At 61.5% G+C, this 23087-nt stretch carries 19 protein-coding genes; 9 read left to right on the top strand and 10 right to left on the bottom strand.

Annotated features, from left to right (window positions below):
- Positions 1-4 precede the first annotated feature (4 nt).
- Both AC1RLW_RS31145 and AC1RLW_RS31140 read left to right on the top strand, forming a co-directional pair.
- Positions 5-835 carry an alpha/beta fold hydrolase gene (locus AC1RLW_RS31145; RefSeq protein ID WP_493196243.1) on the top strand — a complete coding sequence of 277 codons (831 nt, stop codon included), beginning with the start codon at positions 5-7 and terminating at the stop codon, positions 833-835.
- Between the two features lie 108 nt (positions 836-943).
- A complete protein-coding gene (locus AC1RLW_RS31140; protein WP_070059260.1) occupies positions 944-1945 on the top strand; it encodes an NADP-dependent oxidoreductase in 1002 nt (333 codons plus the stop codon).
- 532 nt (positions 1946-2477) lie between these two features.
- On the opposite strand, the gene AC1RLW_RS31135 is transcribed toward AC1RLW_RS31140, so the two are convergent.
- The 5 genes from AC1RLW_RS31135 to AC1RLW_RS31115 form a co-directional block, all read right to left on the bottom strand.
- The gene (locus AC1RLW_RS31135; protein WP_070059261.1) at positions 2478-3392 is read right to left on the bottom strand and encodes a LysR family transcriptional regulator; all 915 of its coding nucleotides are present in this window, start codon (positions 3390-3392) and stop codon (positions 2478-2480) included.
- Positions 3393-3451: 59 nt separating this feature from the next.
- Positions 3452-4258 carry an oxidoreductase gene (locus AC1RLW_RS31130; RefSeq protein ID WP_070059262.1) on the bottom strand — a complete coding sequence of 269 codons (807 nt, stop codon included), beginning with the start codon at positions 4256-4258 and terminating at the stop codon, positions 3452-3454.
- Positions 4259-4298: 40 nt separating this feature from the next.
- Complete coding sequence (locus AC1RLW_RS31125; RefSeq protein ID WP_493196241.1) at positions 4299-7376, bottom strand: efflux RND transporter permease subunit; 3078 nt, start codon at positions 7374-7376, stop codon at positions 4299-4301.
- Positions 7373-8488, bottom strand: a complete 1116-nt coding sequence (locus AC1RLW_RS31120) for an efflux RND transporter periplasmic adaptor subunit (RefSeq protein ID WP_390344595.1) — start codon at positions 8486-8488, stop codon at positions 7373-7375. The genes AC1RLW_RS31125 and AC1RLW_RS31120 overlap by 4 nt, the downstream gene beginning before the upstream one ends.
- Positions 8489-8572: 84 nt before the next feature.
- On the bottom strand, positions 8573-9190 hold the full coding sequence (locus AC1RLW_RS31115) for a TetR/AcrR family transcriptional regulator (RefSeq protein WP_139701802.1): 618 nt from the start codon (positions 9188-9190) through the stop codon (positions 8573-8575).
- A gap of 96 nt (positions 9191-9286) precedes the next feature.
- Here AC1RLW_RS31115 and AC1RLW_RS31110 point away from each other — a divergent pair, with 96 nt between their 5' ends.
- Entirely contained in the window at positions 9287-10750 is a 1464-nt protein-coding gene (locus tag AC1RLW_RS31110; protein ID WP_139701803.1) for an efflux transporter outer membrane subunit, read from the top strand.
- Positions 10751-10914: 164 nt separating this feature from the next.
- On the opposite strand, the gene AC1RLW_RS31105 is transcribed toward AC1RLW_RS31110, so the two are convergent.
- On the bottom strand, positions 10915-12318 hold the full coding sequence (locus AC1RLW_RS31105) for an MATE family efflux transporter (protein ID WP_493196239.1): 1404 nt from the start codon (positions 12316-12318) through the stop codon (positions 10915-10917).
- 107 nt (positions 12319-12425) lie between these two features.
- Positions 12426-12779: a DUF4148 domain-containing protein gene (locus AC1RLW_RS31100; RefSeq protein ID WP_235926633.1), complete on the bottom strand. Its 354-nt coding sequence runs from the start codon at positions 12777-12779 to the stop codon at positions 12426-12428.
- Positions 12780-13493: 714 nt separating this feature from the next.
- Here AC1RLW_RS31100 and AC1RLW_RS31095 point away from each other — a divergent pair.
- The 5 genes from AC1RLW_RS31095 to AC1RLW_RS31075 all read left to right on the top strand — a co-directional run bounded on the left by AC1RLW_RS31095 (position 13494) and on the right by AC1RLW_RS31075 (position 16101).
- Positions 13494-14051 (top strand): hypothetical protein, encoded by a 558-nt coding sequence (locus AC1RLW_RS31095; protein ID WP_493196238.1) that lies wholly within the window; start codon positions 13494-13496, stop codon positions 14049-14051.
- Between the two features lie 55 nt (positions 14052-14106).
- Entirely contained in the window at positions 14107-14424 is a 318-nt protein-coding gene (locus tag AC1RLW_RS31090) for a hypothetical protein (RefSeq protein WP_354344041.1), read from the top strand.
- An 81-nt stretch (positions 14425-14505) separates the two neighbouring features.
- The gene (locus tag AC1RLW_RS31085) at positions 14506-15042 is read left to right on the top strand and encodes a 3'-5' exonuclease (protein WP_493196237.1); all 537 of its coding nucleotides are present in this window, start codon (positions 14506-14508) and stop codon (positions 15040-15042) included.
- Positions 15043-15109: 67 nt separating this feature from the next.
- Positions 15110-15520, top strand: coding sequence for a hypothetical protein (locus AC1RLW_RS31080; RefSeq protein WP_493196236.1), 411 nt, complete (start codon positions 15110-15112; stop codon positions 15518-15520).
- A gap of 26 nt (positions 15521-15546) precedes the next feature.
- Positions 15547-16101, top strand: coding sequence for a DUF2262 domain-containing protein (locus AC1RLW_RS31075; RefSeq protein ID WP_493196235.1), 555 nt, complete (start codon positions 15547-15549; stop codon positions 16099-16101).
- Between the two features lie 1066 nt (positions 16102-17167).
- Here AC1RLW_RS31075 and AC1RLW_RS31070 read toward each other — a convergent pair.
- Together AC1RLW_RS31070 and AC1RLW_RS31065 are read right to left on the bottom strand one after the other, a co-directional pair.
- Positions 17168-17299: a helix-turn-helix transcriptional regulator gene (locus tag AC1RLW_RS31070; protein WP_493196280.1), complete on the bottom strand. Its 132-nt coding sequence runs from the start codon at positions 17297-17299 to the stop codon at positions 17168-17170.
- A 119-nt stretch (positions 17300-17418) separates the two neighbouring features.
- Complete coding sequence (locus tag AC1RLW_RS31065) at positions 17419-21345, bottom strand: DUF8371 domain-containing protein (RefSeq protein WP_493196234.1); 3927 nt, start codon at positions 21343-21345, stop codon at positions 17419-17421.
- Between the two features lie 266 nt (positions 21346-21611).
- On the opposite strand from AC1RLW_RS31065, the gene AC1RLW_RS31060 reads away from it, so the two are divergent.
- Positions 21612-22190 carry a phage portal protein gene (locus AC1RLW_RS31060; protein WP_493196233.1) on the top strand — a complete coding sequence of 193 codons (579 nt, stop codon included), beginning with the start codon at positions 21612-21614 and terminating at the stop codon, positions 22188-22190.
- A gap of 277 nt (positions 22191-22467) precedes the next feature.
- Here AC1RLW_RS31060 and AC1RLW_RS31055 read toward each other — a convergent pair whose 3' ends face one another.
- Positions 22468-23001, bottom strand: coding sequence for an ATP-binding protein (locus tag AC1RLW_RS31055; RefSeq protein ID WP_159270779.1), 534 nt, complete (start codon positions 22999-23001; stop codon positions 22468-22470).
- Positions 23002-23087: the final 86 nt, after the last annotated feature.

The raw sequence follows: 23087 nt of genomic DNA, 5'->3' as shown, positions 1-23087 counted from the left end.
GCGCATGCCCTTCATCGACGCTCCCAACCTCTCGATCGATGTCGACGGGACTGCATTCGCGTACCGCGACCTGGGGCCGCGCGATGGCGTGCCTCTGGTCCTGCTCAACCACTGGGGCGCGGTCCTCGACAATTTCGACCCGCGGATCGTCGATGGACTTGCCCGCAGGCATCGCATCATCGCCATCGACTACCGAGGGATCGGCGCTTCAGGCGGAACAGCGCCTGTGACCATCGATGCGATGGCGCGGGATGCGATCGCGCTGGTCCACGCACTGGGCTTCGAGAAGATTGATCTGCTTGGCTTCTCCCTCGGAGGATTCGTGGCGCAGGACATCGTGCTGAAAGCCCCCGGCCTGGTGCGCCGACTCATCCTGACCGGCACAGGGCCGGCAGGCGGCACAGGCATCGAACGGGTCGGAGCGGTCTCCTGGCCGCTGATAGTCAAAGGCCTGCTGACGCTGCGGGATCCGAAGACCTTTCTGTTCTTCACCTCCACGGCCAACGGTCGTCAAGCCGCGAAAGCCTTCCTGGAGCGACTGAAGGAGCGCAAGGCGGATCGGGACAAGGGGCCGACGCCCCCTACCTTCCTGCGACAGCTGAAGGCCATCAAGGCCTGGGGCCGGCAGGCGCCCCAGGATCTGGGCGGCATCCGCATCCCTGTGTTGATCGCCAATGGCGACAACGACATCATGGTTCCCACCGTGAACAGTCACGACATGGCGCGTCGCATCCCAGGCTCACAACTGGTCATCTACAAAGACGCTGGGCATGGCGGGATTTTCCAGTACCACGGCGAATTCGTGCCCAAGGCGCTGGCCTTTCTCAATGACTGAACGACGGCATCTTTTGCAACCGGCTTCAGGCCGACTTTCCCGACCGCCCCCTGTGGGGCGGGGCTGCCCGAAGCGCATTCAATCAAACACTCTGGAAAAAAGTCGCCCATGAAAGCGTTCATCATCGATCGTTACGGAAAGAATGAAGTTGGCCGCATCGGCGAAACGCCCGAGCCCGAGGTGCGGGACGATGACGTCCTAATCCAGATCCACGCGGCGAGCATCAATGCCCTGGACTCGAAGATCAAGAGCGGCGAATTCAAATTGATTCTTCCCTACCACTTCCCCCTGATCCTGGGCAACGACCTGGCCGGTACGGTTGAGCGGGTCGGCGCTCGCGTTCGCAGCTTCAAACCGGGCGACGAGGTCTATGCGCGCCCCGACGACGATCGCATCGGCACCTTCGCCGAGTTCATCGCCGTCAAGGAATCGTCGCTGGCGCTGAAGCCCAAGAATCTCAGCATGGTCGAGGCCGCATCCGTTCCTCTGGTGGCCCTGACCGCCTGGCAGGTGCTGGTCGAAACCGCCAAGCTGAAAAAAGGACAGAAGGTTCTGATCCATGCCGGCTCCGGCGGCGTCGGCACCATTGCCATCCAGCTTGCCAAGCATCTCGGGGCATTCGTGGCCACGACCACCAGCACGGCCAACGTCGCCTGGGTGAAGGCCTTGGGCGCGGACGTCGTCATCGATTACAAGCAGCAGGATTTCGCCACGGTGCTCCGCGACTACGACGTGGTGTTGAACAGCCTCGGCAACGGCGAGCTGAACAAATCCCTCCAGGTTCTCAAGCCGGGCGGGCATCTCATCTCCATCTCGGGGCCGCCCACCCCGGCGTTCGCCATCGCGCGAGGACTGGCCTGGCCGCTCAGGCAAGTGCTGCGCCTGTTGAGTTTCAGCATCAGGAACAAGGCAAAGAAGAACGGGGGCCACTACACCTTCGTCTTCATGCGGGCCGATGGGGCGCAGTTGCGAGAGATCACCGCCCTCATCGAGTCAGGCGCCATCCGCCCGGTCGTCGACAAAGTGTTCCCATTTCAGGACACCCACAAAGCGTTGGCCTACGTCGACAGTGGGCGCGCCAAGGGCAAGGTCGTGGTGCAAGTGGTGTAGCTGCCGCCTGCCTGCGCTAGCGTCTTTGATCAGGCCCTTGCCCCGCCGACTCAGGCCATCGCACGGCCGACGCGCAAGCCGCCGATGGCCTTGGCGTTCTGTACCCGCTCTGCATGACCAGGAGATCGACCTTGAGTTCATACACAACCGCCCGCATCGGCAAGCGCGCACTGGTGACCGGCGCATCTAGCGGCATCGGTGCGGCCATCGACGCGTGGACCCACATTTTCGCTGACGCTTGAACCGCCTGTATTCCAACGCGCACGCCTGTGGTTCTGCGCATCGGTGCGCAGAAGCGGGTCAGCGTTCGATGGAAAAGTGGGGCCAATGAGCGTGGCAATCCACATCAAAGGCCTCCCGCAGAAACGCGGAGTTCGAAACCTTCGAGATCCCGAAGGACTTGGACTACGACGTGGCCGTCCCAGCGGACGACATCAGGGCGCCTGGTCACGCCGCAGCAAGCTGGTTGCGCGATCCTGCTCGCTTCAGTGACAACCCGCAGGGAGGCGCGCATCCTTCGCACGTTGCCAGCTCACTGCGCGTCGATCCTCATCCGCGAACCTGTAGGCTTCAACCGGCTCACTAGAAAATCCAGCAGTGCCCGATGCACCGCCGTGCTGTGCCGGCGCTCCAGGTACACAGCGGACAGCCACATGTCGCTGCGAACGAACTCCGACAGCACGGGCACCAGTCGCCCGCTCTCGACGTAAGGCGCGAGCATCACCGAGGGCAAGTAGACGACGCCTGCGCCAAGCAGCGCCGCCTGGATGAGCGGGCTGGCTTCCGTCGCATCCAACGGTCCACGGACCGGGACCTCGAGTGGCTGACCGTCGACTTCGAAGCGCCACTTGGGCAGCGGATTCAGATGGCTGCTGAACAGCGCGATGTGATGCGCAAGTTCGCCCGGATGAGCTGGCACACCATGCTTACGCCAGTAAACGGGAGCCGCGCAGACAGTGAGCTCCATCGATACCAGTTTTCGAACGATCAGGTTCTCATTGGCTGACGCGCCGAAGCGAAGCGCGATGTCGACGCCTTCCTCCGCAAGATCGACCATGCGGTTTGTGAGCACGAGACTGATGCTGACCTCCGGATAGTGGCCAAGAAAGGCGTTGATCAATGCCGGCAATTCGGTCAGTTCCATGCCGTAAGGCGCCGAGATGCGCACGCGCCCGCTGGGGATCCGCGCGCGGTCCTGGAGCTCGGCTTGCGTGACGTCGGCCAGTTCGAGCATGGGCCTGCTTCTTTCGAGCAGCAAGGCGCCAGCGTCCGTCAGGCTGACGGCATGGCTGGTCCGGTTCAGCAATCTGACACCGAACCGGCTCTCGAGTGCCGCGATGTATTTGCTGACGGTGCCCTTGGACAGCGAAAGATGCTTGGCCGTGCGGGAGAAGCTCCCCGAAGTGGCGACCTCGCTGAATGTGCGCAGGAGATCCAGGCTGTCCACAAATGTTCTCCTTCTTGTTGGTCAGGGCGACGTTCGGTACAAGCATCTCGGACAGGTGCTCAGACGAGCCCGAGTTTTTTCCTCAGGCTCGCATCCACCGGTCCCGCCGGCATGAAGCGGCGCAATTTCGTCAACAGAGACGCCTCCCCCGGCGGCGTGCAACGCATTCGCCACGGGCCCAGCGCCGCCTCGACGATGGTGCTCGCCACGCCGTGCGGCTCGGGCGCACTGCTCACGCTCTCGGCCACGGAGAGCGTCACCAGTTCGCGTTCGCGGTCATAGCCCGCGATCCGCGCCTTGACACGGGGCGCATTGGCATCGAGGTTGGTCCGGGTGAAGGCCGGCTGCACCAGCGTGGCACGAATGCCGAACTGGCGCACTTCATGGTCCAGCGACTCCGACAGCCCTTCCACTGCGTGCTTGGTGGCCGCATAGAGTCCCATGTACGGAGCCGGAAGCACACCGAGCACGGAACTCACGTTGACGATTCGCCCGCGGCGTTTTTCACGCATGTACGGGAGCACCGCGCGCGTCGTGCGGAGCATGCCGAAAACGTTGGTATCGAACAGCACTGCAGCCTCGGCTGTCGCGGTTTCCTCGACCGCGCCGATCATCATCATTCCCGCGTTGTTGACCAGCACGTCGATGCGCATGGCCCGGTCGATGACGGATTCGATGCCCCTCTGGACAGAGCCTTCGTCGCGGACGTCCATTTCGATGAACTCCACACCAGGCAGCGCGGGTGCCTTGCGCAACTCGCGAACGGTGCCGAAAACCCGGCAGCCTCGCGCCACGAACATTTCCGCGGCGGCACGTCCGATGCCCGAGGACGCGCCAGTCACTACGACGACTGATGAACTCGACATGACTGGTTCCTTCGATCTTGATGAATGATGATGAAGCGCATCAGTGCGCGGGCTGGGTCGCGTTGCCTGGCCTGATCCTGAACCAGATCGAATACATCGCCGGCAGGAACACCAGTGTCAGGATCGTCCCCGCGAAAGTGCCGCCGATCAGCGTGTACGCCAATGCGCCCCAGAACACCGAATGCGTCAGCGGAATGAACGCGAGGATCGCCGCCAACGCCGTCAGGATCACGGGCCGCGCTCGCTGCACCGTCGCCTCGACCACCGCGTGGAAAGGGTCCAGCCCCTCCTGCTCGTTGTGGTGGATCTGCCCCAGCAGAATCAGCGTGTTGCGCATCAGAATCCCCGACAGCGCGATGAGCCCAACCAGCGCATTGATGCCAAATGCCTGCTGGAAGATGAGCAGAGTTGGCACCACACCGATCAGTCCCAACGGGCTGGTAAGGAACACCATGACCATCGCCGACATCGAGCGCACCTGGAGAATGATGATCAGAAGCGTGACCGCCAGCATGATCGGGAACAGCGGCAGCATCGCCGCGGTCGCCTTCTCCGATTCCTCGATGGAGCCGGCCTGGACGATGCGGTAGCCCGCGGGCAGCTTTTCGATGATCGGCTGCAGCTGCTTGGTGATCGCGTTCGACACGTCCGGCGGCTGCGTTCCGTCGGCGATGTCGCCCTGCACCGTGATGGTGGGCACGCGGTCGCGTCGCCGCATGACCGGCTCTTCCATGCGCATCTCGACCTGGCCGACCTGCGACAGCGGAATGCGTTGACCGCCGGCACCGGCGAGCGTGAAGTCCGCGATGCGGGCCGGGTCGAGACGCGTGTCGCCCGCCGAACGGGCGACGACCTGCACGGTGCGGATGTCTTCGCGCACGGTCGTCACTGGCACGCCGCTCAAGAGGAACTGCAGTTGTTGCGCCACGGCATTGGAGCTTAGGCCCACGGCCTGCAGACGGTCCTGATTCAAGGTGAAGTGCAGCGCGGGCGTGCGGGTGCCCCAGTCGGTGCTGACGGTGCGCATCATCGGGCTCGCATCCATGACCTGACGCACGTCGGCCGCGATCTTCCGCAATTCGTTTGCATCCGGCCCCGTGACACGGTAGGCCACCGGGAACGGCGAGTACGGGCCGAACACCAGTTGGGTCACCCGCAGCCGCGCCTCGGGCGCCAAGCCCTGCGCGATGGCCTCGCGCAGCCGCAGCTTCAGGGCGTCACGCTCTTCCTGGCTGGCTGTGCGGATGACGATCTTGGCGAAGGACGGGTCCGGGAGTTCCGGGCCCATGGCGAAGAAGAAGCGCGGTGCGCCCTGGCCGATATAGGAGGTGACAATCTGTGCCTCGGCTTGCTTAGACAGCCAGGCCTCGACTTTCCCCGTCGCGTCGCTGGTCTGCGTGATGGCCGTGCCATAGGGCATCTGCACCTCGACCAGGACCTCGGGACGGTCAGAGATCGGGAAGAACTGCTTCTTCACGACACCCATGCCGAGGATGGACAGCACGAACAGCGCGATAACGGCGCCTGCGACCAGCCACTTGCGTGCGATCACGCGCTCGAGCACGCGACGCAGGCGGTTGTAGCGCGGCGTGTCGTAGATCGCGGCGTGGCCGCCTTCGATTTTCTTGAAGTTCGGCAGCAGCTTCACACCCAGGTACGGGGTGAACACCACCGCGACGACCCAGGAGGCGATCAGCGCGATGCCGACGATCCAGAACATGTTGCTCGTGTACTCGCCCGCTGTCGACGGCGCAAAGCCGTTGGGCATGAAGCCGACGGCGGTGACCAGCGTGCCCGAGAGCATCGGCGCCGCCGTGTGGCTCCACGCATAGGCCGATGCAGCGATGTGGCTGTAGCCTTCTTCGATCTTCACCACCATCATCTCGATGGCGATGATGGCGTCGTCCACCAGCAGGCCCAACGCCAGGATCAGCGAACCGAGCGTGATACGGTCGAAGTTCTTGCCGGTGGCGGCCATGACCACGAAGACCACGGCCAGCGTGAGCGGCACGGCTGCAGCGACAACCAGGCCCGCGCGCCAGCCCATGCTCAGGAAGCTCACCAGCATCACGACCAGCAAGGCCGCGAAGAACTTCATCATGAATTCGTCGACCGATGCGGCGATGTTGACCGACTGGTCCGTGACCTTCGACAGGCTCAGGCCCAACGGCAGTTCGGCATTGATGGCGCGGGCTTCCGCATCCAGCGACTTGCCCAGGTCGAGCCCGTTCCAACCCTCTTTCATCACGACGCCGATCAGCAGGGCCGGTTCGCCGCCGTTGCGGATCATGAAGGTGCTTGGGTCTTCATAGCCGCGCTTGACCGTGGCGACGTCCGACAGCTTCAGGGTGCGCCCTTGCGCGACCACCGGCGTGTCCCGGATCTTCTGCAAGGTGTCGAAGGCACCGTCCAGGCGAATGAAGACCTGCGGACCTTTGGTTTCTACCGACCCGGCCGGGCTCAGCGCATTCTGGGCATTGAGCGCGGCGAACACATCCTGCGGGCCGATGCCCAGTGTGGCCAGCCGGTCGTGCGCGAACTCGACGTAGATCCGTTCGGGCTGCTCGCCGGCGATGTTCACCTTCTTCACGCCCGGCACGTGCAGCAGCCGCTGGCGCAGCGTTTCCGCATCGCGCACCAGCACGCGCTGCGGCTCTCCCTTGGCCTTGAGTGCGAAGAGGGCGAAGGTGACGTCGGCGTACTCGTCGTTGATCATCGGGCCAATCACGCCCGCCGGAAGATTGCCCGCTTCGTCGCCGACCTTCTTTCGTGCTTGATAGAACTCTTCTTGCACCTTGGAGGGTGGCGTGCTGTCCTGCAAGGTCAGCGTGGTGAACGCGAGACCGGGCCGCGTGTAGGTTTCGGCGCGATCGTAGTAGCGCAGTTCCTGCAGGCGTTTCTCGACCTTCTCGGCGACCTGGTCCTGCATTTCCTGCGCCGTGGCGCCGGGCCAGGCCGTGATGATGGTCATCACCTTGATCGTGAAGGCCGGGTCTTCCGCGCGCCCCAGCTTGAAGAAAGCGACGAGGCCGGCCAGCGAGATCAGCAGGATCAGGAACAGGGTGATAGCGCGCTCACGGACTGCGAGCGCCGACAGATTGAAACGGCCTTCGCTCATGGACGGGCTCCGCCACCCGCAGGCGCCGCGGCCGCGCCGGCAACGCGCACCTCTTCACCCTCGCGCAGCAGGTGCGCGCCGAGTGCGATCACGCGATCGCCCTGCTTGAGCTCGCCCGTGATCTGGGCGCGGTCGTCTTCCAGCGACTCCACCGTCACCGGCTGCCAGTGCACCTTCGCCGGATCACCGGTGATGACCCAGACCCCCGGCGCCTTGCCGGCGTCGAACAGGGCGCCGATGGGCACCTGCACACCGTTCTTCGCAACGACCTTGCCATCCCCGACGTGAACCGTCACCGTGGCCCCGAGTGGCGCGTTGACCATCTCGCCATCAAGCACATAGCGCGCCTCGAAGGTGCGCGTGAGCTTGTCGGCTGCATCGGAGAGTTGCCTGAGCTTGACGGCCACCGCAACACCTTCCCTGCCGAACAGCGTGGCCTGACCGACGGAGCCGATGACCGGACGTAGCGTTTCCGGCAACTGGACCACGGCCTCCCTGCGCCCGGCCTGCGCCAAGCGGACCACCGGCTGCCCGGCGTTGACGACCTGACCAGGCTCGGCCAGCGTCTCGAGCACCGTGCCGTCCGCGTCGGCAACGAGTTCCGAATAACGATTGGAATTGCGCGCAACCTCGGCCTGCGCTTCGGCCGCACCGAGCTGGGCCTGGGCCGCATCCGCCGCCGCCTTGACCTGGTCGTACGCCGAGGCGGAAATGGCGCCGGTGCCGCGCAGATCGCGGTAACGCGCTTCTTCGTCGCTCGCCTGCTTTGCACGCGCCCGTGCAGCGCTGACAGCCTCCTGCTGGGCACGCGCCGCCAACCTCAGGTCGACCGGGTCGATGCGCATGAGCAACTGCCCGCGCTTGACCGTCTGGCCCGCGTCCACGAAGCGCTCCAGCACCTTTCCGGAGACGCGGAAACCCAGGTCGGTTTGAACCCGCGCGGCCACGGTGCCGGTGAACGAGCGCGATGCCGACGCGGCCGTCTGGACGGTGGCTGCGCGCACCAGCGGCGCCTGGGTGCGCGGATCGGGCGGCGCCTTGTCGTCGCAGGCGGCCAGCGCGAACGGCAAGGCGCAGACAAGTGCAGATGTAAGGAAGCGGCGCGAGTGCATGAGGGGCCCATAGACGAATCGATCAGGGCCCCGATTCTGATAACAGTGACCATTTTAGTCAATGGTCACAGCCGATTTATATCTTCAAGGAGACAGACTGCGCAGCACCAGACCCGACAGCTGGGCCGGCGCCTGGTCCGTGTAATGAGCGCTGAGCTGCAGGATCACGGGGTTGATATAGGGGTGCATGACCAGATAAATGGCCGCCGCCGCCTCGTCGATCGGCGTCTTGCGCTCGAAGTCGCCCGACTCGCGGCCCTGCTTCAGCAGCTCGATGAGCATCTGCCGGATGCACTCTTCATGGGCAATGGCCGAAGGCCAGCGCTCGCTGGCCGCCGAGATGGCGATCTCGTAGAGCTTGCGGTCCTGGAAGAACAGGCGCAGGCCCGAATCGACAATGGCCTTGAACATACGGCGCAGCTTCTCGGGCGGGCTTTCGACCCCGTCGACCGCCACGCGGATGCCCTCCTGGATCTCGCGCAGGCAGTTCGCGCAGATCATTTCGCCAATCGCCTGCTTGGACTCGAAGAACTTGTAGATGTACGCCTTGGAGAAGCCGATGGCCTTGGCGAGGTCGGAAACCGTGGTCTTCTCGTACCCGTACTGGCTGAAGTGCTCGGTGGCCGCGACGACGATCTGCGCGCGCACGTCGTGATCGGCCGGCCCCCGCGCTACAGGCGGAGAAGAAGTTGCATTGCTCATGACCAGAGCTTACCGCCCGGACAAACAAACGACAACAAGTGACCATATTGAATTATAGTCACACACCTTTTCCTGTCCGCCGTCCCGGAGCAACCCATGTCCCAACGTACTCTTGCCCTGCCCCTGCTGTTCAGCCTCCTCGCAGGCTGCGCTGTCGGGCCTGACTATGTCCGACCTGCCCCGAGCCTGCCGGACCGATTCATCGGCGCGACAGCCCTCGACCAGCGATCCGCCACCGCCACCGCCGAGCTGGTGGCGTGGTGGACTGGCTTCGGAGATGCACGACTGGCCCGCTATGTCGAACTCGCGCTGAAACAGAATCTTGACCTTGCGCAGGCATCCGCCCGCGTGACGCAGGCCCGGGCCGGGCTCGGTGCGGCGAATGCGGCGCTGCTGCCCTCGGGCAATCTCGGCGGACAAGCCGCCAGGGCCTACCAGTCGGTGGAGACGCCACTGGGCCAGGTCCTGAACTCGCAGCCAGGGTTCGATCGCTACGGCAACGCCTACGAAGCGAGTCTCGGCGCAAGCTGGGAGCTGGACATCTTCGGCGGCCTGCGCCGGGGACGCGAGGCAGCGCTGGCCGACTACCAGGCATCGGAGGCCGGCGCGACCGCCACGCGCCTGGCCGTGGCCGCGCAGACCGCAGACATCTACATCACGCTGCGCGGTCTACAGGCCCGCCTCGACGTGGCACGGCGGCAAGTCGCCACGCAGCAGGACCTGCTGTCGAAGATCAACCTCCTCTACGGCAAGGGGCTGGCCGCCGAACTCCAACTGAGGCAAGCCGAAGGTGCCCTGGCGCAGGTCCGTGCATCTGTGCCAGTGTTGGAGGCGGGCGAGGCCGCGGCCATGAACGCGCTCGACGTGATGCTGGGCGCGACGCCGGGCGCGCACCGCTCCGAATTGGCGGCGGGGGGTGTCATTCCTGTCGCACCGCGCATCGGCGCCACCGGATCACCCGGCGATTTGCTGCGGCGGCGGCCCGACCTGATCGCTGCCGAGCGGCGCCTTGCGGCATCGAACGCGCGCATTGGCGTGGCCATGGCCGAGTACTACCCGAAACTCTCACTGGGGGGAACGATCGGCAGCGCCACGTCCGTGGCCAGCGGCAATCTGTTCACCGGCGGCGCCAGCCAGGCTGCGGCCCTGCTCGGCCTGCGCTGGCGGCTGTTCGACTTCGGGCGCATCGACGCGCAGATTGCACTCGCCAAGGGGCAGGACGCGGAGTTGCTCGCAGCCTACCGGCTCGCTGCACTGCGTGCGACCGAAGACGTGGAGAACGCCTTCTCCGCCCTGGTCAAGCGTGAAGAACAAGCCGCCTTGCTCGCGCAGGGCGAGGCATCGCTCGGTCGCGCGCGAGGGGCATCGTTCGCGGCCTATCAGCGAGGCGTCATCAGCCTGATCGAAGTGCTGCAAGCGGACGAGAGCCTGCTGCGCGTGGCCGATGCAAGAGCGCAAGCGCAAACGGAGTCGGCGCGCGCGGCGGTCAGTGCGTTCAAGGCGCTGGGTGGCGGCTGGCAGGCTGAACCCCTCGAAGCGGTGGCAATCCGTCCGCATTGAGACACTGAATACGTCCCGGCAACCCGGGCGATCCGACAGACTCACCCGTTGCGCTCGAAAACACCGGTTCGTCCGACCTCCACGCCGAAGGACAGAGAGACGCAGCGACATCGCACAGATGTACAGCTACAAACCTCCTGTGCCGCAGCACGAAGCGTGTGACTCTAGCGTCTTCCCCAATCTCCCCGGGCGAAGCCCCACACCGTCACTGCGGCGCCGACGATGGCGCCCCCAGCCACCAGCAGGAAGGCAGACTCGAGGCTGAGCCTCCCCGCGAACACCAGCGCCGCTGCGGACAGCGCGCACACGAAGCGCAAGACACCGGCCGCGAGCGGCCAGCCGACGCGCCGCGCGCCCTGCCCCGCGAAATACAGTGACAACGCGACGGCAATGAAGCCGAACACCGGGCCCATCACCCTCAGGTACTGCCCCCCGACGGCCAATACGTCGGGGTCGCTCGCGAAGTGAGACATCCACAGTCCAGGAAAGAATGCCACGCCGAGGCCCAGCACTTCGAGCAACCCAGCAACGAACAATGTGTTCACCAGCGCAGCGCGCCGCGCACGCACCACATCGCCGGCGCCAATGCAGGTTCCAACCACGGCGACGGCGGCGGTGCCGAAGCCGAACATCACGGGAACCAGCAACATTTCCAGTCGAGACGCGATACCGTAGCCCGCGATCGTCGACACGTTGAAGGCGCCTGCAGCCGCTGTGATCGCGGCAATTGAAAGCGTCGTCATCGCCGCGTTGAGGGTCGACAGCAAGCCAACGCCAAGGATGGCACCGAAGTGATCACGCCGTAGCGGGTGCCGACGAAGTCGAAGCCTCGAGCCCGCGGATCGCATGGAGGCAACGATCGCCACGAGCGAGCCTGCACTGCACAGCACCTGCGCCACGCCCGCACCGGCGACGCCCATCCGCGGAAACCCCAGCCAACCCAGGATCAGGGCGGGAGAAATAATGAGCCCGACGCCAACGCCGCCGAGCATGATCAGTGCTGGAGTTCTGACGTTGCCCGCACCTCGCAAGGCTGACTGCAGCAACGTCGGAATCCAGAACAGCACCGCGCCGCCAAAGAGAATGTCCGAGTATCGAATCGCCTGCTGCAAGGACGCACCTGTTCCACCCAGTTCACGGTAGAGCATCGGACCCGCGGCGATCACAGCCAAGGCGAACAGTCCGCCTGCGATGATCGCGATCACGACGCTGTGCCACACGAGACTTTCGGCTTCGTCTTGCCGCCCGCCGCCGAGCGCCCGCGCGACCGCCGAAGAAACCCCGCCTCCGACACCGCCGTTGGAGACCATGGTCATAAGCAACATGACGGGCACGACTAACGAGGCCGCTGCGATAGCGTCGACACCCAGCCCGCTCACGAAGTAGGTTTCTGCCACGCTCAGCACCGTCTGCATGAGCATCACGGCGACCGTGGGCACCGCGAGGCGAATCAACAGCGGCAGCAGCGGCGCGTACAGCAAGGGGTTGGCGACGCCCGAGTTGACCTTGGCGGGCAAAGGGGCTGGCTCCAAGGCTCTGGCGGCGTCAGCAGTGAGGGAAGTTGTCATCAGGTGTCCACCCTTGGCTGGCATGTGCGTGATGGGCACCCGCAACTCCGGGCTCTCCTGCCAACCGTTTTTTTCTTACCGCACGCGGAGCGTGAAGCAGTCGTTGCTCAATTGGCCTTGGCGCGCAGATCGGCCGGGTGCGGCATCGTCGAAATAACTTTGCTGTTCACACGAGAGCCGGAGCCGACATTCTGGTCGGGCCGCAGATTGTAGTGAACGGCCTCGGCTTCAACGAGAGAACGCGCCGTCGAAACAGCCATGGTCTCGGGACCGCGAGAACCGCGAACCACGTTCTGGTCGGGCGCTTTGGCGGTGCGCACGGCCTCGGCATTCACCTCATCGCGCGTCTTGCTGGAGAAGGCCTTGTGCACACCGTCGTACGCCTCTGCGTGGGCGCCGGCCGCGACCAGGAGGGTCAGAACAGGGGCCGATACGATCTTCATGGCTGTCGTGAGATTCATGGAGGTTCCAAAGAAAAAGGTTGGAGCAAAACGCTTGCGGGTCTCGTCTCGAGAACCTGCAGATCAAGTCTTGCGCCAAATTCGACTTCGGCAGTCATGCGATCAAGACACGCCACGTTTCCGTAGCCGAAACCTTCTGCATCGCAGCAACGGGCCTTCCAGCATGCCCGTCCCGGCGGGCTTTGAGAATCAAGTCGCGCGCCCGAACGTCTGGAGCGCGCGTTCCAGTCGTTCGTCCTGAGATTGATCGCCAGAGAGGAATCGGAAAGACCTGCGCTCGTAAAATCGGCATGCGCACATCAGGCGCGGATCGGAAAACTAGTTCACACGTCACATCGCGATCAAACCTCTTACGTTTGTCTGCTGTAACGAGATCTTCGATTCGCCCGGGTGCACCCATCTGCTCGTAGATATCAACGCCGCGTCGCCATGCTAATGCTCATTCGCACATTGACTCTCTCGAGCAGTGGACTGCCAGCACCGGAGCCCGAAGCCGAACGCCGCAGACCTAACCGACGATAACCAAAGGCACGTCAATGCTCCCTTATCGGCGGCTGAGAACGCACCGCAAACGGTAGGAACATGCTGCACCCAGGCCGGCAGCTCGTCCCTGCGAGTGGCAGGTACGCAGCGACACCCGACATCCCTCGGCCTCGCGCGAATGGCTACTATCGGCCAGAAGCCGACGTTGCCGAGGTCGAGCCAGTTGAAACGATGGAAGACACGATATTGCACTCACTTTCAGACCTTGACGGGCAGGTCGTCATCAAATGGACAGGCTGCGAGATGGCGCTCTCCGAGAGCGGCGCATGGGTGCTAGACAACACGGGGCAGGAGTTCTTCCAGTCAGGCGAGGTCCGGTGGAGCCACCCGGCGGTGCCGCATCTCCAAATGATTGAGGTTGTCTTGATCCTGGACGATGGGCGAAAGCTCTCGCTGCTTTCCCAGCATGAGGATGGGACTGGCGTCCATGGGCTTTTCCTGTTTTCAGAGCCGCACGATTCATTGCAACAGACCGCACCAGACGCGGCAATCTTCAGTACGAGGGAACTCGTCGAGCTGCCGACGGGACCGATGCAAGTGCTGGAACTTCGTCGGGACGCGGCGAACAACGTCATTGAAATGCTCCTAAGGGTCGGCTCGTCCGTCGTCCGGCTCTTGTCGGGTGAAGTCTACGAACGCGAGGGAAATCGATTCGAAATCGTTGAGGTCGATGAGTCCATACTTATCCAAGTCGATGGCAAAAAGCCTCACGTGGTGGGCAGTCCCTAAGGACCAGCTCCGGCCAGAAGCAGACTTTTCCCCTTAGCCTTTTTCACCATCGACCATGGCATTCAATCTGACTCACCGTTACGGCAGCATGGACCCAGGCGGCCCCAACGCGGACTTCCTAGCGTTACTTCGTGAGCTCGACGATAGGCCAGAAGATACCGAGCATGGGTCAGTGGCGGTCACCCATGAATCCGAGTGGAGCTTGGCTGTATCGCGGGGCGGCTACATCACCTTCGAGAATCTCGAAGCCGAGGGCGGGGGCGAACGGCACATGGATGAGGTGCCAGCAAGCAAGATTCTCGAGCTGTTCCGACATCTTGCTGACGGAAATCTTGCCGCTATCGAACAGGAGCCTTGGCTACCCGGCTACTAACCAGCACAGACGGAAACCGGCCAACTACGGACATTCGGTACGTCTCTACGCATGTAACCAAGCCGTCACTTTGGGAGAAACTTGACCTACTTGATCGTTGACTTTGAAGCAACTTGCTCGGACACGGGGCAGGTAGCTCGCGAAGAAATGGAAATCATCGAAATCGGTGCTGTCGCTCTTTGGGGAAACGGTCCAAACATCCGCGGTGAATTCCAGTCCTTTGTGAGGCCGGTGAGAAACCCGATGCTCACTGACTTCTGCAAGCGTCTGACCAAAATTCCGCAGAAGAAAGTTGATTCGGCAGAGCCATTTCCCATTGTTCTGGAGAAGTTCTCTGCATGGATTGAATCCTTCGATGACCCAACTTTTTGCAGTTGGGGGGACTACGACAAGTATCAGCTACAGCAGGACTGCTCGTTTCACGAGGCCGTCTATCCGTTCGGGCCCAATCACATCAACATCAAGACGCGGTTTGCCGACAACGTGGGGTTGAAGAAGGCCTGTGGGCTGGAACAGGCTCTGCGACGAGTAGGCTTGTCTTTCCAAGGAACGCCCCATCGCGGTATCGACGATGCACGCAACATGGCGAGCTTGGCTCCATACATCTTCGTCCAGTGACCAACGCACCGCTGGAGTCTCGATTTCGGCCCCTTCGCGTAGACGCGACGGCAGGCTACACCCGGCCATGACCGGACCTTCGATGTTGTGGCACGATTCGAGTGGAACCGTCACCTCAACAACTACGGCCTCTCTGGCCGTCCGAATCATGCCCACAGAGCCATCGCCGTCGACGCCTGAATCGGGTGAGTACCTCGACTGGATGTGCATCAGTCTCCGGCGCCTGGCAGACGACGACAGCGAATGCGTCTACCAGTTCAGCAGCAATCTATATCGTACGGTCGGGCCGGATCGGAACGAAAAGGTGGAAGCGGTCTCAGGACGGTTGAAGCTCATCAAGAAAACAGGAAAGTTTGAGTTGATCGAGCCGATGCCCGGTGATGTCCAGCGTCGGGTGGCTGACCGCGCGGCGCAAAAGGTCTTTGCGCACTGGTCGGCCGGTGAACTCCCGGAAACCACGATGTACGTTACTGGATAGTTCAGCAGTCGGCCAGAAGCTGCCGCTTGGCTCCGCTGCTCAGTCTGCCCTTTAGGAAGGAAATCAAGGTGTCCGGTCTTTTCAAAACCAAGCCCCCTATGGTCCGGCTCGACGCGATTGACCATCCGATTCTCGGAAGGCTTGAGCCGCACGAAAAACTCTCCGGGGTCCTTCGCTCGGTCGCAGATGTAGGCGGCGCCAAGATAGAGGTCTGGATTGCTCCAGATGGCGGGCCGCTGGAGGCCGTCTTGGGGTTGGCGACGGATGCAGCTTCGATGCTCAACGAACTGGACGCTCGCTGCCGAACGCTCATCGCAAACGACAGCTTGACCTCATACAACAGTGACTGGCGTTCTGGCGCAGCACTTCATGCCGACGGTACGACGAAGAACTTCGAGAAGCCAGCTCTCAATGAGGAGCAGTTTGCATCGATGCTCACTCCTACGACGCTCGAAATCACCGGGGCAAAAATGATTGCGTTCTCGTATTCCGACGGCGACATGTTCTGGGGACACAGCCTATGCCTGACATCGTTCGATGGCTTGACCCTGACTGATGTGACCGTCGAGATGCAGGGCTAGCCGAACGTCGGCTTTCGCTCGCCGCGTACAGCCGGTATGGGCCCGGTGACGCCGACCTCCCTTCGGCTACAGTCGGCGAGAACCGGCCGTTCGCCGTGACGGCACGATGCGGAAGCGGACATCCATGAACTACCCAAGACGACGCCCTAAATCGGAAAGAGAACTCAGGCAAGAAGGGTTGCTTACACGGCTTAAGCAGCGGGGAGGACCGCTGCCAGGGGTCTGCCTTACGCAGGACGCTCCCCTTGACGAGCAGGTTGCCATTAGAGAACTGACGCTTGACGCCGAAGGCAGGGTCGTGAGCGTCTCAGAGTTCGCCCTCTCTCCAAAGACGGGCCCGGGTAGAACCAGTACTTCCGACGCGCTCAAGCAAGAGCTTGAACGCCTGTTAGCGGCGGCGGGCGACGACGGTATTACGTGCGGCGAGAACGGTCGGCGAGCTAGCCGAGAAGAACTCGAAGAATGGCTGTTGCTCATCGGCCTGCCCGTGTTCAGCTACCGTCGGGGCTGACATCTGCTTTGGGCCCTTCGCGACGGCAGCGCGACCGGCTACAGTCGGCCAGAAACGGACATCCGATCCATGGAGCCATCTCTGCTCTTCGTCGTTGAACAGGTCTTCCAAATCTCGAACATCTGGTGTGTAGTTGCACCGGGCGTGACGCCGGGGCCAGGTATCCCTGAAGTTCGGGCGGGAGACCCCATTCGGCTGTTGAAGCCCGACGGCGAGGTAGTCGACACACGGATTCACTCGATTCCGCACTTCAACTATGGATCGAGACCACGCCCTGAGGTTCTCACCTTCCCATTCGTGTTGCCGCCGCAGATAGCGAAAGAGGACGTTCCCTTGGGAACTCGCGTCTTCCATCTAGCTTGACGCCGCAATCTGATGTCCGCTTTGGGCCCGACACGGCGGCACAATGGTCGAGACCAGAGACCGCCCCGGCCAGAAGCAGCCGTCCGCTGCCAAGGCAGAATCGATTCGAACCGGCAAGCGCCTCGCGATGATGCAAGACTGGGCCGACTACTGCATGCCGGCGCCCCCGCCGAAGCGGAAGCGCCAGCGGCCCTAATCGTCGCTGAAAGAGCTGGTCGAAGACGCCACCGGACGTTCTTCCAGCCAGTGGTCGACCTCGGCCGCGACCCAGCCAACCGCACGCGGGCCGAGTTGCCGCGGGCGTGAAAATCGCTCGCTGCCCATCCGGCGGCGCAAGGTGGTCTACGAAATGCCGGACTTCGCAAGCACCGTGTTCTTGCGATAGATCAGCGGTGCCGAGCCGGCGGTCATTTGAGTGCCTTGGGGGCTACCGGCACAAGATCTCATATCGTTTCTCCCTGTTCGCAAAGTCCGTATCTTCTGACGCTATTCGACAAGTCGATAACTAGTCCAAAGGTCGCTTGGCGAAACTCGCCCGAGACCAGCGTGTCAAGCATCCTCGCCATCTCTTCGGCAGTTCTCGGCTTCCCGCCGCAAGGGGCCTTCGTTGTCTTAACGCCGAACCACAGCACCAGGTAGATTCCGATACCCCCTGCCTCAGGATGGGCTGTGTAGCGCGCGTGAAGCTGGTCATGCCAAGCAGTCCAAACATCTGGGTGGTTGTCTTTCTTTACCTCGATCGGTATCGCCATGCGAGTGGTGCGCACAAGCGACCCCCTGAGATCAGCACGCTTGTCGTGTGCCGTGTGCGCCTCTTTGTCGATGGATGCGCCTTGCTGAGCAATTCGGTCTTCGACAAGCCCGAGAAGAATGTCTCGGCAATCGTTCTCCACCTTCGGGCTTACCCCTTCTTTGCCGTCTCGATAGAAGGTCTTTAGCAAATTGGCCTCGTGGTACTGAATGCGCCGAGCGAGATGAATGAGGTGGTCACGCAGCAACTCCGCGAGGTCGCGATGATTTGCCGGTGCTCCGTTCGCCACAACAGCACAGACAGCACCAAATGACGGCGCCGAAAATCGCGCTGCTCGGGCAAGTTTCGAGTGCTCGAATATTTGCCAATCGAGGAAGGGCCGCCACGTTGCACGATCTATGTCACGCCGCATATTTGTCAGCAGCGCCCCCACTTCGACAGACGGGACTTGCGCGAGCTTGCGAATGAGCGAGTCAGCAGCGTCCGAAACATTTCCGTGTCCGTGCGAGCCTGACCACTCAGCTCGCTCAGTAGATTTCATAAATATCCGGGCTAGGCGTGAAACGGGCACAGGGTTCGCGGAGACAAACGCATCGTCAATGCGAGCTTGTTCCGAAATCACTGTCGCTAGGCGCTGAATCGAAGACAGATCAGTGCACAAACTCTCTATCGCACTACAGTGTCGCTCGCTGTCGAAAGCAATGAGAGCCACGTTCAAACTTATCTGAGACGCAGCGCTGGCTTCGGGAGCGAGCTGAGATGCAATCAACTGCTGGAAGGTTGATTGCTCGAGACTAAGAATGCCGCCTGGAATGAGCAGGCTGTCTAGCAGATGAAGTTTTATTGGGTCTGAGGTTTCGTAAGGGAATGCCGCGAGCAGTCGCGGTATGCAAATCCGCGACAGTGCCAACGGACCGTCCGGCTTTCGAAAGTCATATACAGCATCGAAGTTCGGATGAGCCGCCGCTCGAATCTGCTCTTCAAGAAATGGCATCAGCACTTCGGCAACTTCCTGTGGCCGTTCCCGGCAAACTGCCTTGAACCAAGCTTGATCTCCCCGAGTGCCTTGAAGCACGTGGAAAGCTACGAGCTTTTGCAGAAGATCTGCCGAGATAATTGTGATCGCCGCAGGTTCTTCCGAGAAGCGTAGCTGCGCGCCCAACTGACAGACGTACGAGAGATAGTAGAAGCGACCTTCCTTCGCGAGATCGAAAATTTCCTTCACTGAGGGGATATCTTCTCGATCAAGTGACACGAGGATCCCGCGCACTGCATCGGCCGCCTCCGCTGGGCCTGCCACAAGCAGATCAGCAATGCGCTCATTTGCAGTAGCGCCCTTGAACTGGGAATTCTTTTCAGCCCAGTATGCTTGAGCTACGTGGTAGAGCAAACCCGGATTGGCCGTTATGGTCGAAATCGTCGAAAGCTGCGGGGCAATTTCGCGTTGACGCTTAGAGCGTTCCCTCAGTCGCTTCGCAAGAGAATCCTGACGGTACTTGTACTCTTTTGCATGATAAGAATCCAGCGACCATGTCGTTGCTGACTCTATCCATGATCGGGCCTCCGGCCATCGCGCGATGTTCAGGTCGACCCAGCCGTGAATCTCGTCGAGCGAAATGCTGAATCGCACGTCAGAATCGACAGCAGCGTCTGCTGCTTCCTTAACGTAGTGTGCCGCTTCTTCCGTGCTATCAGCTTCTCGCGCGAACGCCAGAAGGCGGTGGTGCCAGTCCGATGGCAAATGAGCATGCATCAACACAGATCTAACGCCCCCGAAACGACGAACTCCGTCGGGGTCGGGTGCGGCGCGTGAGATTGCGGTTCGATAGAGCAAGGCCATTTTCTCCGGGCGCAACTCCAGCCATGCTCGAATTTGTTCGCTTTCATCGCTTTGCTGTACAGAACGGTACTTTCCAAGGCAAGCATCTAACCAGCTGTACAGGCGATCAGTAGCGACGCTGTCTCCGAAGATCTCGATGGCCTTGGCCACTACCTTCACGAGCAGCTCGCGAAACTGATCGAAGATGGGTTCGCTACTGTCCTCATCGTCAAGAACTGACTTGCGCTTGGCGCGTCGAGCCATGAGGTCTGCGACATCCGCACGCAACGCAATTGGTGTGGCTTGCAAGAACCAAAGCGCCCAGAACATGTGGAATTCACCGATATAGGAGCTGTCCTTGCGTGGGCGCAGGTGTCGCAGGGCGGCCACGGGATCGATATTGGTCGGATACAGCTTCACGAGGAGATGACCTGTGATCTGATCATCAGAATCCATCACCCTTCCAATTCGCAAGTCCTCAAGTAGAGCGACGGCCCTTCCGACATCGAATCCAGGCTTGGCCATCCAAGCGCCCAACGCCGCACTCCTGACCCTCGATCGGTACGAACCATCTCGGACAATGCGCTCAAGAGGCTCAAGTAGAGAGGGAAAGTCGTGACCGTGATGAATTGCATCTAGAACGCAGGCCAACGTCGACTGGTGTGCAGGGTCCCGTGCCGGATCTACTAACCAGCCTCGAAAGATCGCGGCCATATCAGCGGTGCCCAGATTTCCGAACGGCTGCTCGGTGGTGACATCGCTTCTGAACCAGCTATACCGCTCCGCCTCTCGCTGAAGCGCATCAAGAATACGGGTCTTCTCTATGACGGAGAACCGCTGAACGTCGCCATAGAGAACGATTGCCAGCGGGTCAATGTCTAAAAGGAGCTGTCTATCGCGCTGATCATGCTTTGTGAGCCAAGCATAGAGACCTCGCAACGGGTCAACAACGCGCCCGTCATATCCGAGCATCAGCGCGAGCAGGCGAGGCAGTGGCACGCCATGATTGACGGCGAGCTCTGCCAAGGCCAAAGCTCCAAGAAATTCGGCGATTGTCCTGTGCCGTGAAGACCGGTAGACCCCTTCAGCGACGAAGAGTTTCGAATTCAAGCAGTGAAGCAAAGTGTCCTGCTCAACTGAAAGCTCTGACGCCACGACGTCTATCGATACAGCGCCATCGCCCGAGCCTTCTGCCTCCATCGAGATCGTGGACTGATCTGAAAGGAGAAGGGCTGCGCAGACTCGCCCCGCGACAGTCAAGAGCTCTGCGGTTACTGGGCGAGTCCGAAGTAGACGGCGGTGCTCCGGATTCTGTTCTTGGGCCAAGTGCTCGCAGGCTAACCTGTATGTTTCCTCACGAGTCTGGGGCCACTTGCTGCCTTGTACGGCGCTCACGAGAAGATCGATTAGCAGCGGATTGCGCAGAAGATGATCGACACCGCGATGTTGAGCCTCCACCAAAAACGACTGTGGATCGCTTACCCTCTCTTGGCCAAAGGAATGCAAGATTTCAAGCACCTGAGCGTCTGAGAGCGGATCCAAAGTTAGCTCTTCGACCACTAATCCGGGCACTACTGCTTGAAGGGCTTTCGCGCCTCCGGCATGCCAATCTGCTTCTCGACAAGAGATCCGGAATCGTGGTTTTTGAAGGTCCGCAATCTTCATCCGAATGGAGTCGAATGGCCCTGTCGGATCTGCTGAGGCAATAAGCCGTTCATCCAAGGCGTCTATGAAGATTACCTTGCGTTGCTCATCTGGGGTCAGCCTCCTTATCAAGAAGTCGCGCGCAGTGATGTACATGCCATCATCACCTAGTGCAGATGCCTCCGTTTTGAACGACGTCGTTTTTCCAGAACCTGGTTCACCAAGCAGGACGTAGGCAGCTATGCTTCGCCAGTCCCTCAAAGGGCTTGACTCTCGTATGACGGCACGACGGTTGTCATCGCGATCGATACTAGTGACGGTTCGCGCCACAACGTGGTCAGAATATTCAGGCATAGGAGGCTTCGTCTTGAGGATTGACAACAACCGGTAACCTCATTGTCCTCGAACGCGTTGAGTGCCTCTTGCTGTACGCGTCGGTGTTCCATCTGCGCGAGGACGATGTGAACCAGGAGGTCTATGGCCTGCCCGATTACATCAGCGTGCTGCAGTCGGCCTGGCTCAACGAGTCGGCCACGATGTTCCGGCGCAAGTACTACGCGAACGGCTCGCATGCAGGCTTCATCCTGTATCTGTCGGATGCCCAGGTCAGCACCGCCGATGCGGACGCGCTGCGCGAGGCGCTGAAGGGAGCGAAGGGGCCGGGCAACTTCCGGAACCTGTTCCTGCATGCGCCTGGTGGCAAGTCAGATGGGTTGAAGCTGATCCCGGTCAGTGAGGTAGCGGCGAAGGACGACTTCGCGGCGATCAAGAACGTGAGCAAGGACGACGTGCTCGCCGCCCATCGCGTGCCGCCGGGTCTGCTGGGCATCGTGCCGACCAACGCCGGCGGGTTCGGCAATGCGCCGGACGCGCTGGGGGTGTTCATCGACAACGAGGTCCGGCCGCTGATGCAGCGCGTTCGCGAAATCAACGAGTGGGCAGGGGAGGAACTGGTGCAGTTCGTCGTGCCGGAGCGGAAGGCCGCGAATCCTAGCGTTTAGAAACCCCTCGTGCCGACCTTCGATTGCACGGTCGCGACTGGCGGCGTTTGGGCCAAGCCCAATGTCTCAAAAGGGCCCTTTGCAGAAGTTCGAGGCTCGCGAAAGCGGTCATCCGGCGTCAGCGGAAAAATGCCTGTGCAGCATCGCGCAGCGATGTGAAGTTTCGAACGGCGGTCTTGGTGCCTCGCTCTTGCTAATAAACCCGAAAACCATCAAGCGTTTCCACCAGATATTCCCCGTCGAAGGTTTTGGGCTAGCCTCGCTGTCTGCATCCGAATCACTGACGCGGACCCTGGTCGCGTATGTCGCGCAGGGGGCTCGAATATTCTTGCTGTGCAACGCACAGCGCATGTATCCCGGGGAAGTCGAGCCGCTCTAACAGGTCACTCAACAGAGCAACGAACGGAGCATTTTCGACTTCATCGGAGTGGCGTTCGATCCAGCACTCAACATCGGTGAGCCGACCATCAAGCGCCAAGCTGGCGAGCTCTTCCAAGGCTTGGTTGTCCAGTATGGCATTCCGAGGTAAGAGATGCCTCGGTAAGGTCACGCCAGCTTCTACCTCCTGCGGTGTAGCGGCGGACCAGGCTGAATCGGAAGCATTGACGATCGGCATGAAAAGCGTGAAAGAAAACGTAGTGCCTTGCCCGATGACGCTTGCGACGTTCAGAGATCCGCCCATGGCCGAGACAATGCGCTGAGCGATGAACAATCCCAAGCCTGCACTGCCGCTGGCAGCCTGGACCTGTTGGAATTGCCCGAAAATATCGACCTGCTGGCTCAGGTCAATTCCTATGCCTGTGTCGCTCACTTCGAAATGCGGATTGGTAGCGTTTGGGTGTCGCTGAGACTCAGATCAGTTCGGCATCCGCAGGCGGCGACTCGATCGGCGCGGTG

This window comes from Variovorax sp. GW822-FHT04A09, from assembly GCF_058801005.1.
The sequence above is the reverse complement of the archived record's forward strand: the minus strand, read 5'-3'. Positions and strand labels throughout refer to the sequence as shown.

Bases quoted from the DNA above. Each gene is read 5' to 3' on its own strand.
- AC1RLW_RS31145 (WP_493196243.1), top strand. From the start codon at position 5: ATGCCCTTCATCGACGCTCCCAACCTCTCGATCGATGTCGACGGGACT.
- AC1RLW_RS31140 (WP_070059260.1), top strand. From the start codon at position 944: ATGAAAGCGTTCATCATCGATCGTTACGGAAAGAATGAAGTTGGCCGC.
- AC1RLW_RS31130 (WP_070059262.1), bottom strand. From the start codon at position 4,258: ATGTCGAGTTCATCAGTCGTCGTAGTGACTGGCGCGTCCTCGGGCATC.
- AC1RLW_RS31125 (WP_493196241.1), bottom strand. From the start codon at position 7,376: ATGAGCGAAGGCCGTTTCAATCTGTCGGCGCTCGCAGTCCGTGAGCGC.
- AC1RLW_RS31120 (WP_390344595.1), bottom strand. From the start codon at position 8,488: ATGCACTCGCGCCGCTTCCTTACATCTGCACTTGTCTGCGCCTTGCCG.
- AC1RLW_RS31115 (WP_139701802.1), bottom strand. From the start codon at position 9,190: ATGAGCAATGCAACTTCTTCTCCGCCTGTAGCGCGGGGGCCGGCCGAT.
- AC1RLW_RS31110 (WP_139701803.1), top strand. From the start codon at position 9,287: ATGTCCCAACGTACTCTTGCCCTGCCCCTGCTGTTCAGCCTCCTCGCA.
- AC1RLW_RS31105 (WP_493196239.1), bottom strand. From the start codon at position 12,318: ATGACAACTTCCCTCACTGCTGACGCCGCCAGAGCCTTGGAGCCAGCC.
- AC1RLW_RS31100 (WP_235926633.1), bottom strand. From the start codon at position 12,779: ATGAATCTCACGACAGCCATGAAGATCGTATCGGCCCCTGTTCTGACC.
- AC1RLW_RS31095 (WP_493196238.1), top strand. From the start codon at position 13,494: ATGGAAGACACGATATTGCACTCACTTTCAGACCTTGACGGGCAGGTC.
- AC1RLW_RS31090 (WP_354344041.1), top strand. From the start codon at position 14,107: ATGGCATTCAATCTGACTCACCGTTACGGCAGCATGGACCCAGGCGGC.
- AC1RLW_RS31080 (WP_493196236.1), top strand. From the start codon at position 15,110: ATGACCGGACCTTCGATGTTGTGGCACGATTCGAGTGGAACCGTCACC.
- AC1RLW_RS31070 (WP_493196280.1), bottom strand. From the start codon at position 17,299: ATGGGCAGCGAGCGATTTTCACGCCCGCGGCAACTCGGCCCGCGTGCG.
- AC1RLW_RS31065 (WP_493196234.1), bottom strand. From the start codon at position 21,345: ATGTACATCACTGCGCGCGACTTCTTGATAAGGAGGCTGACCCCAGAT.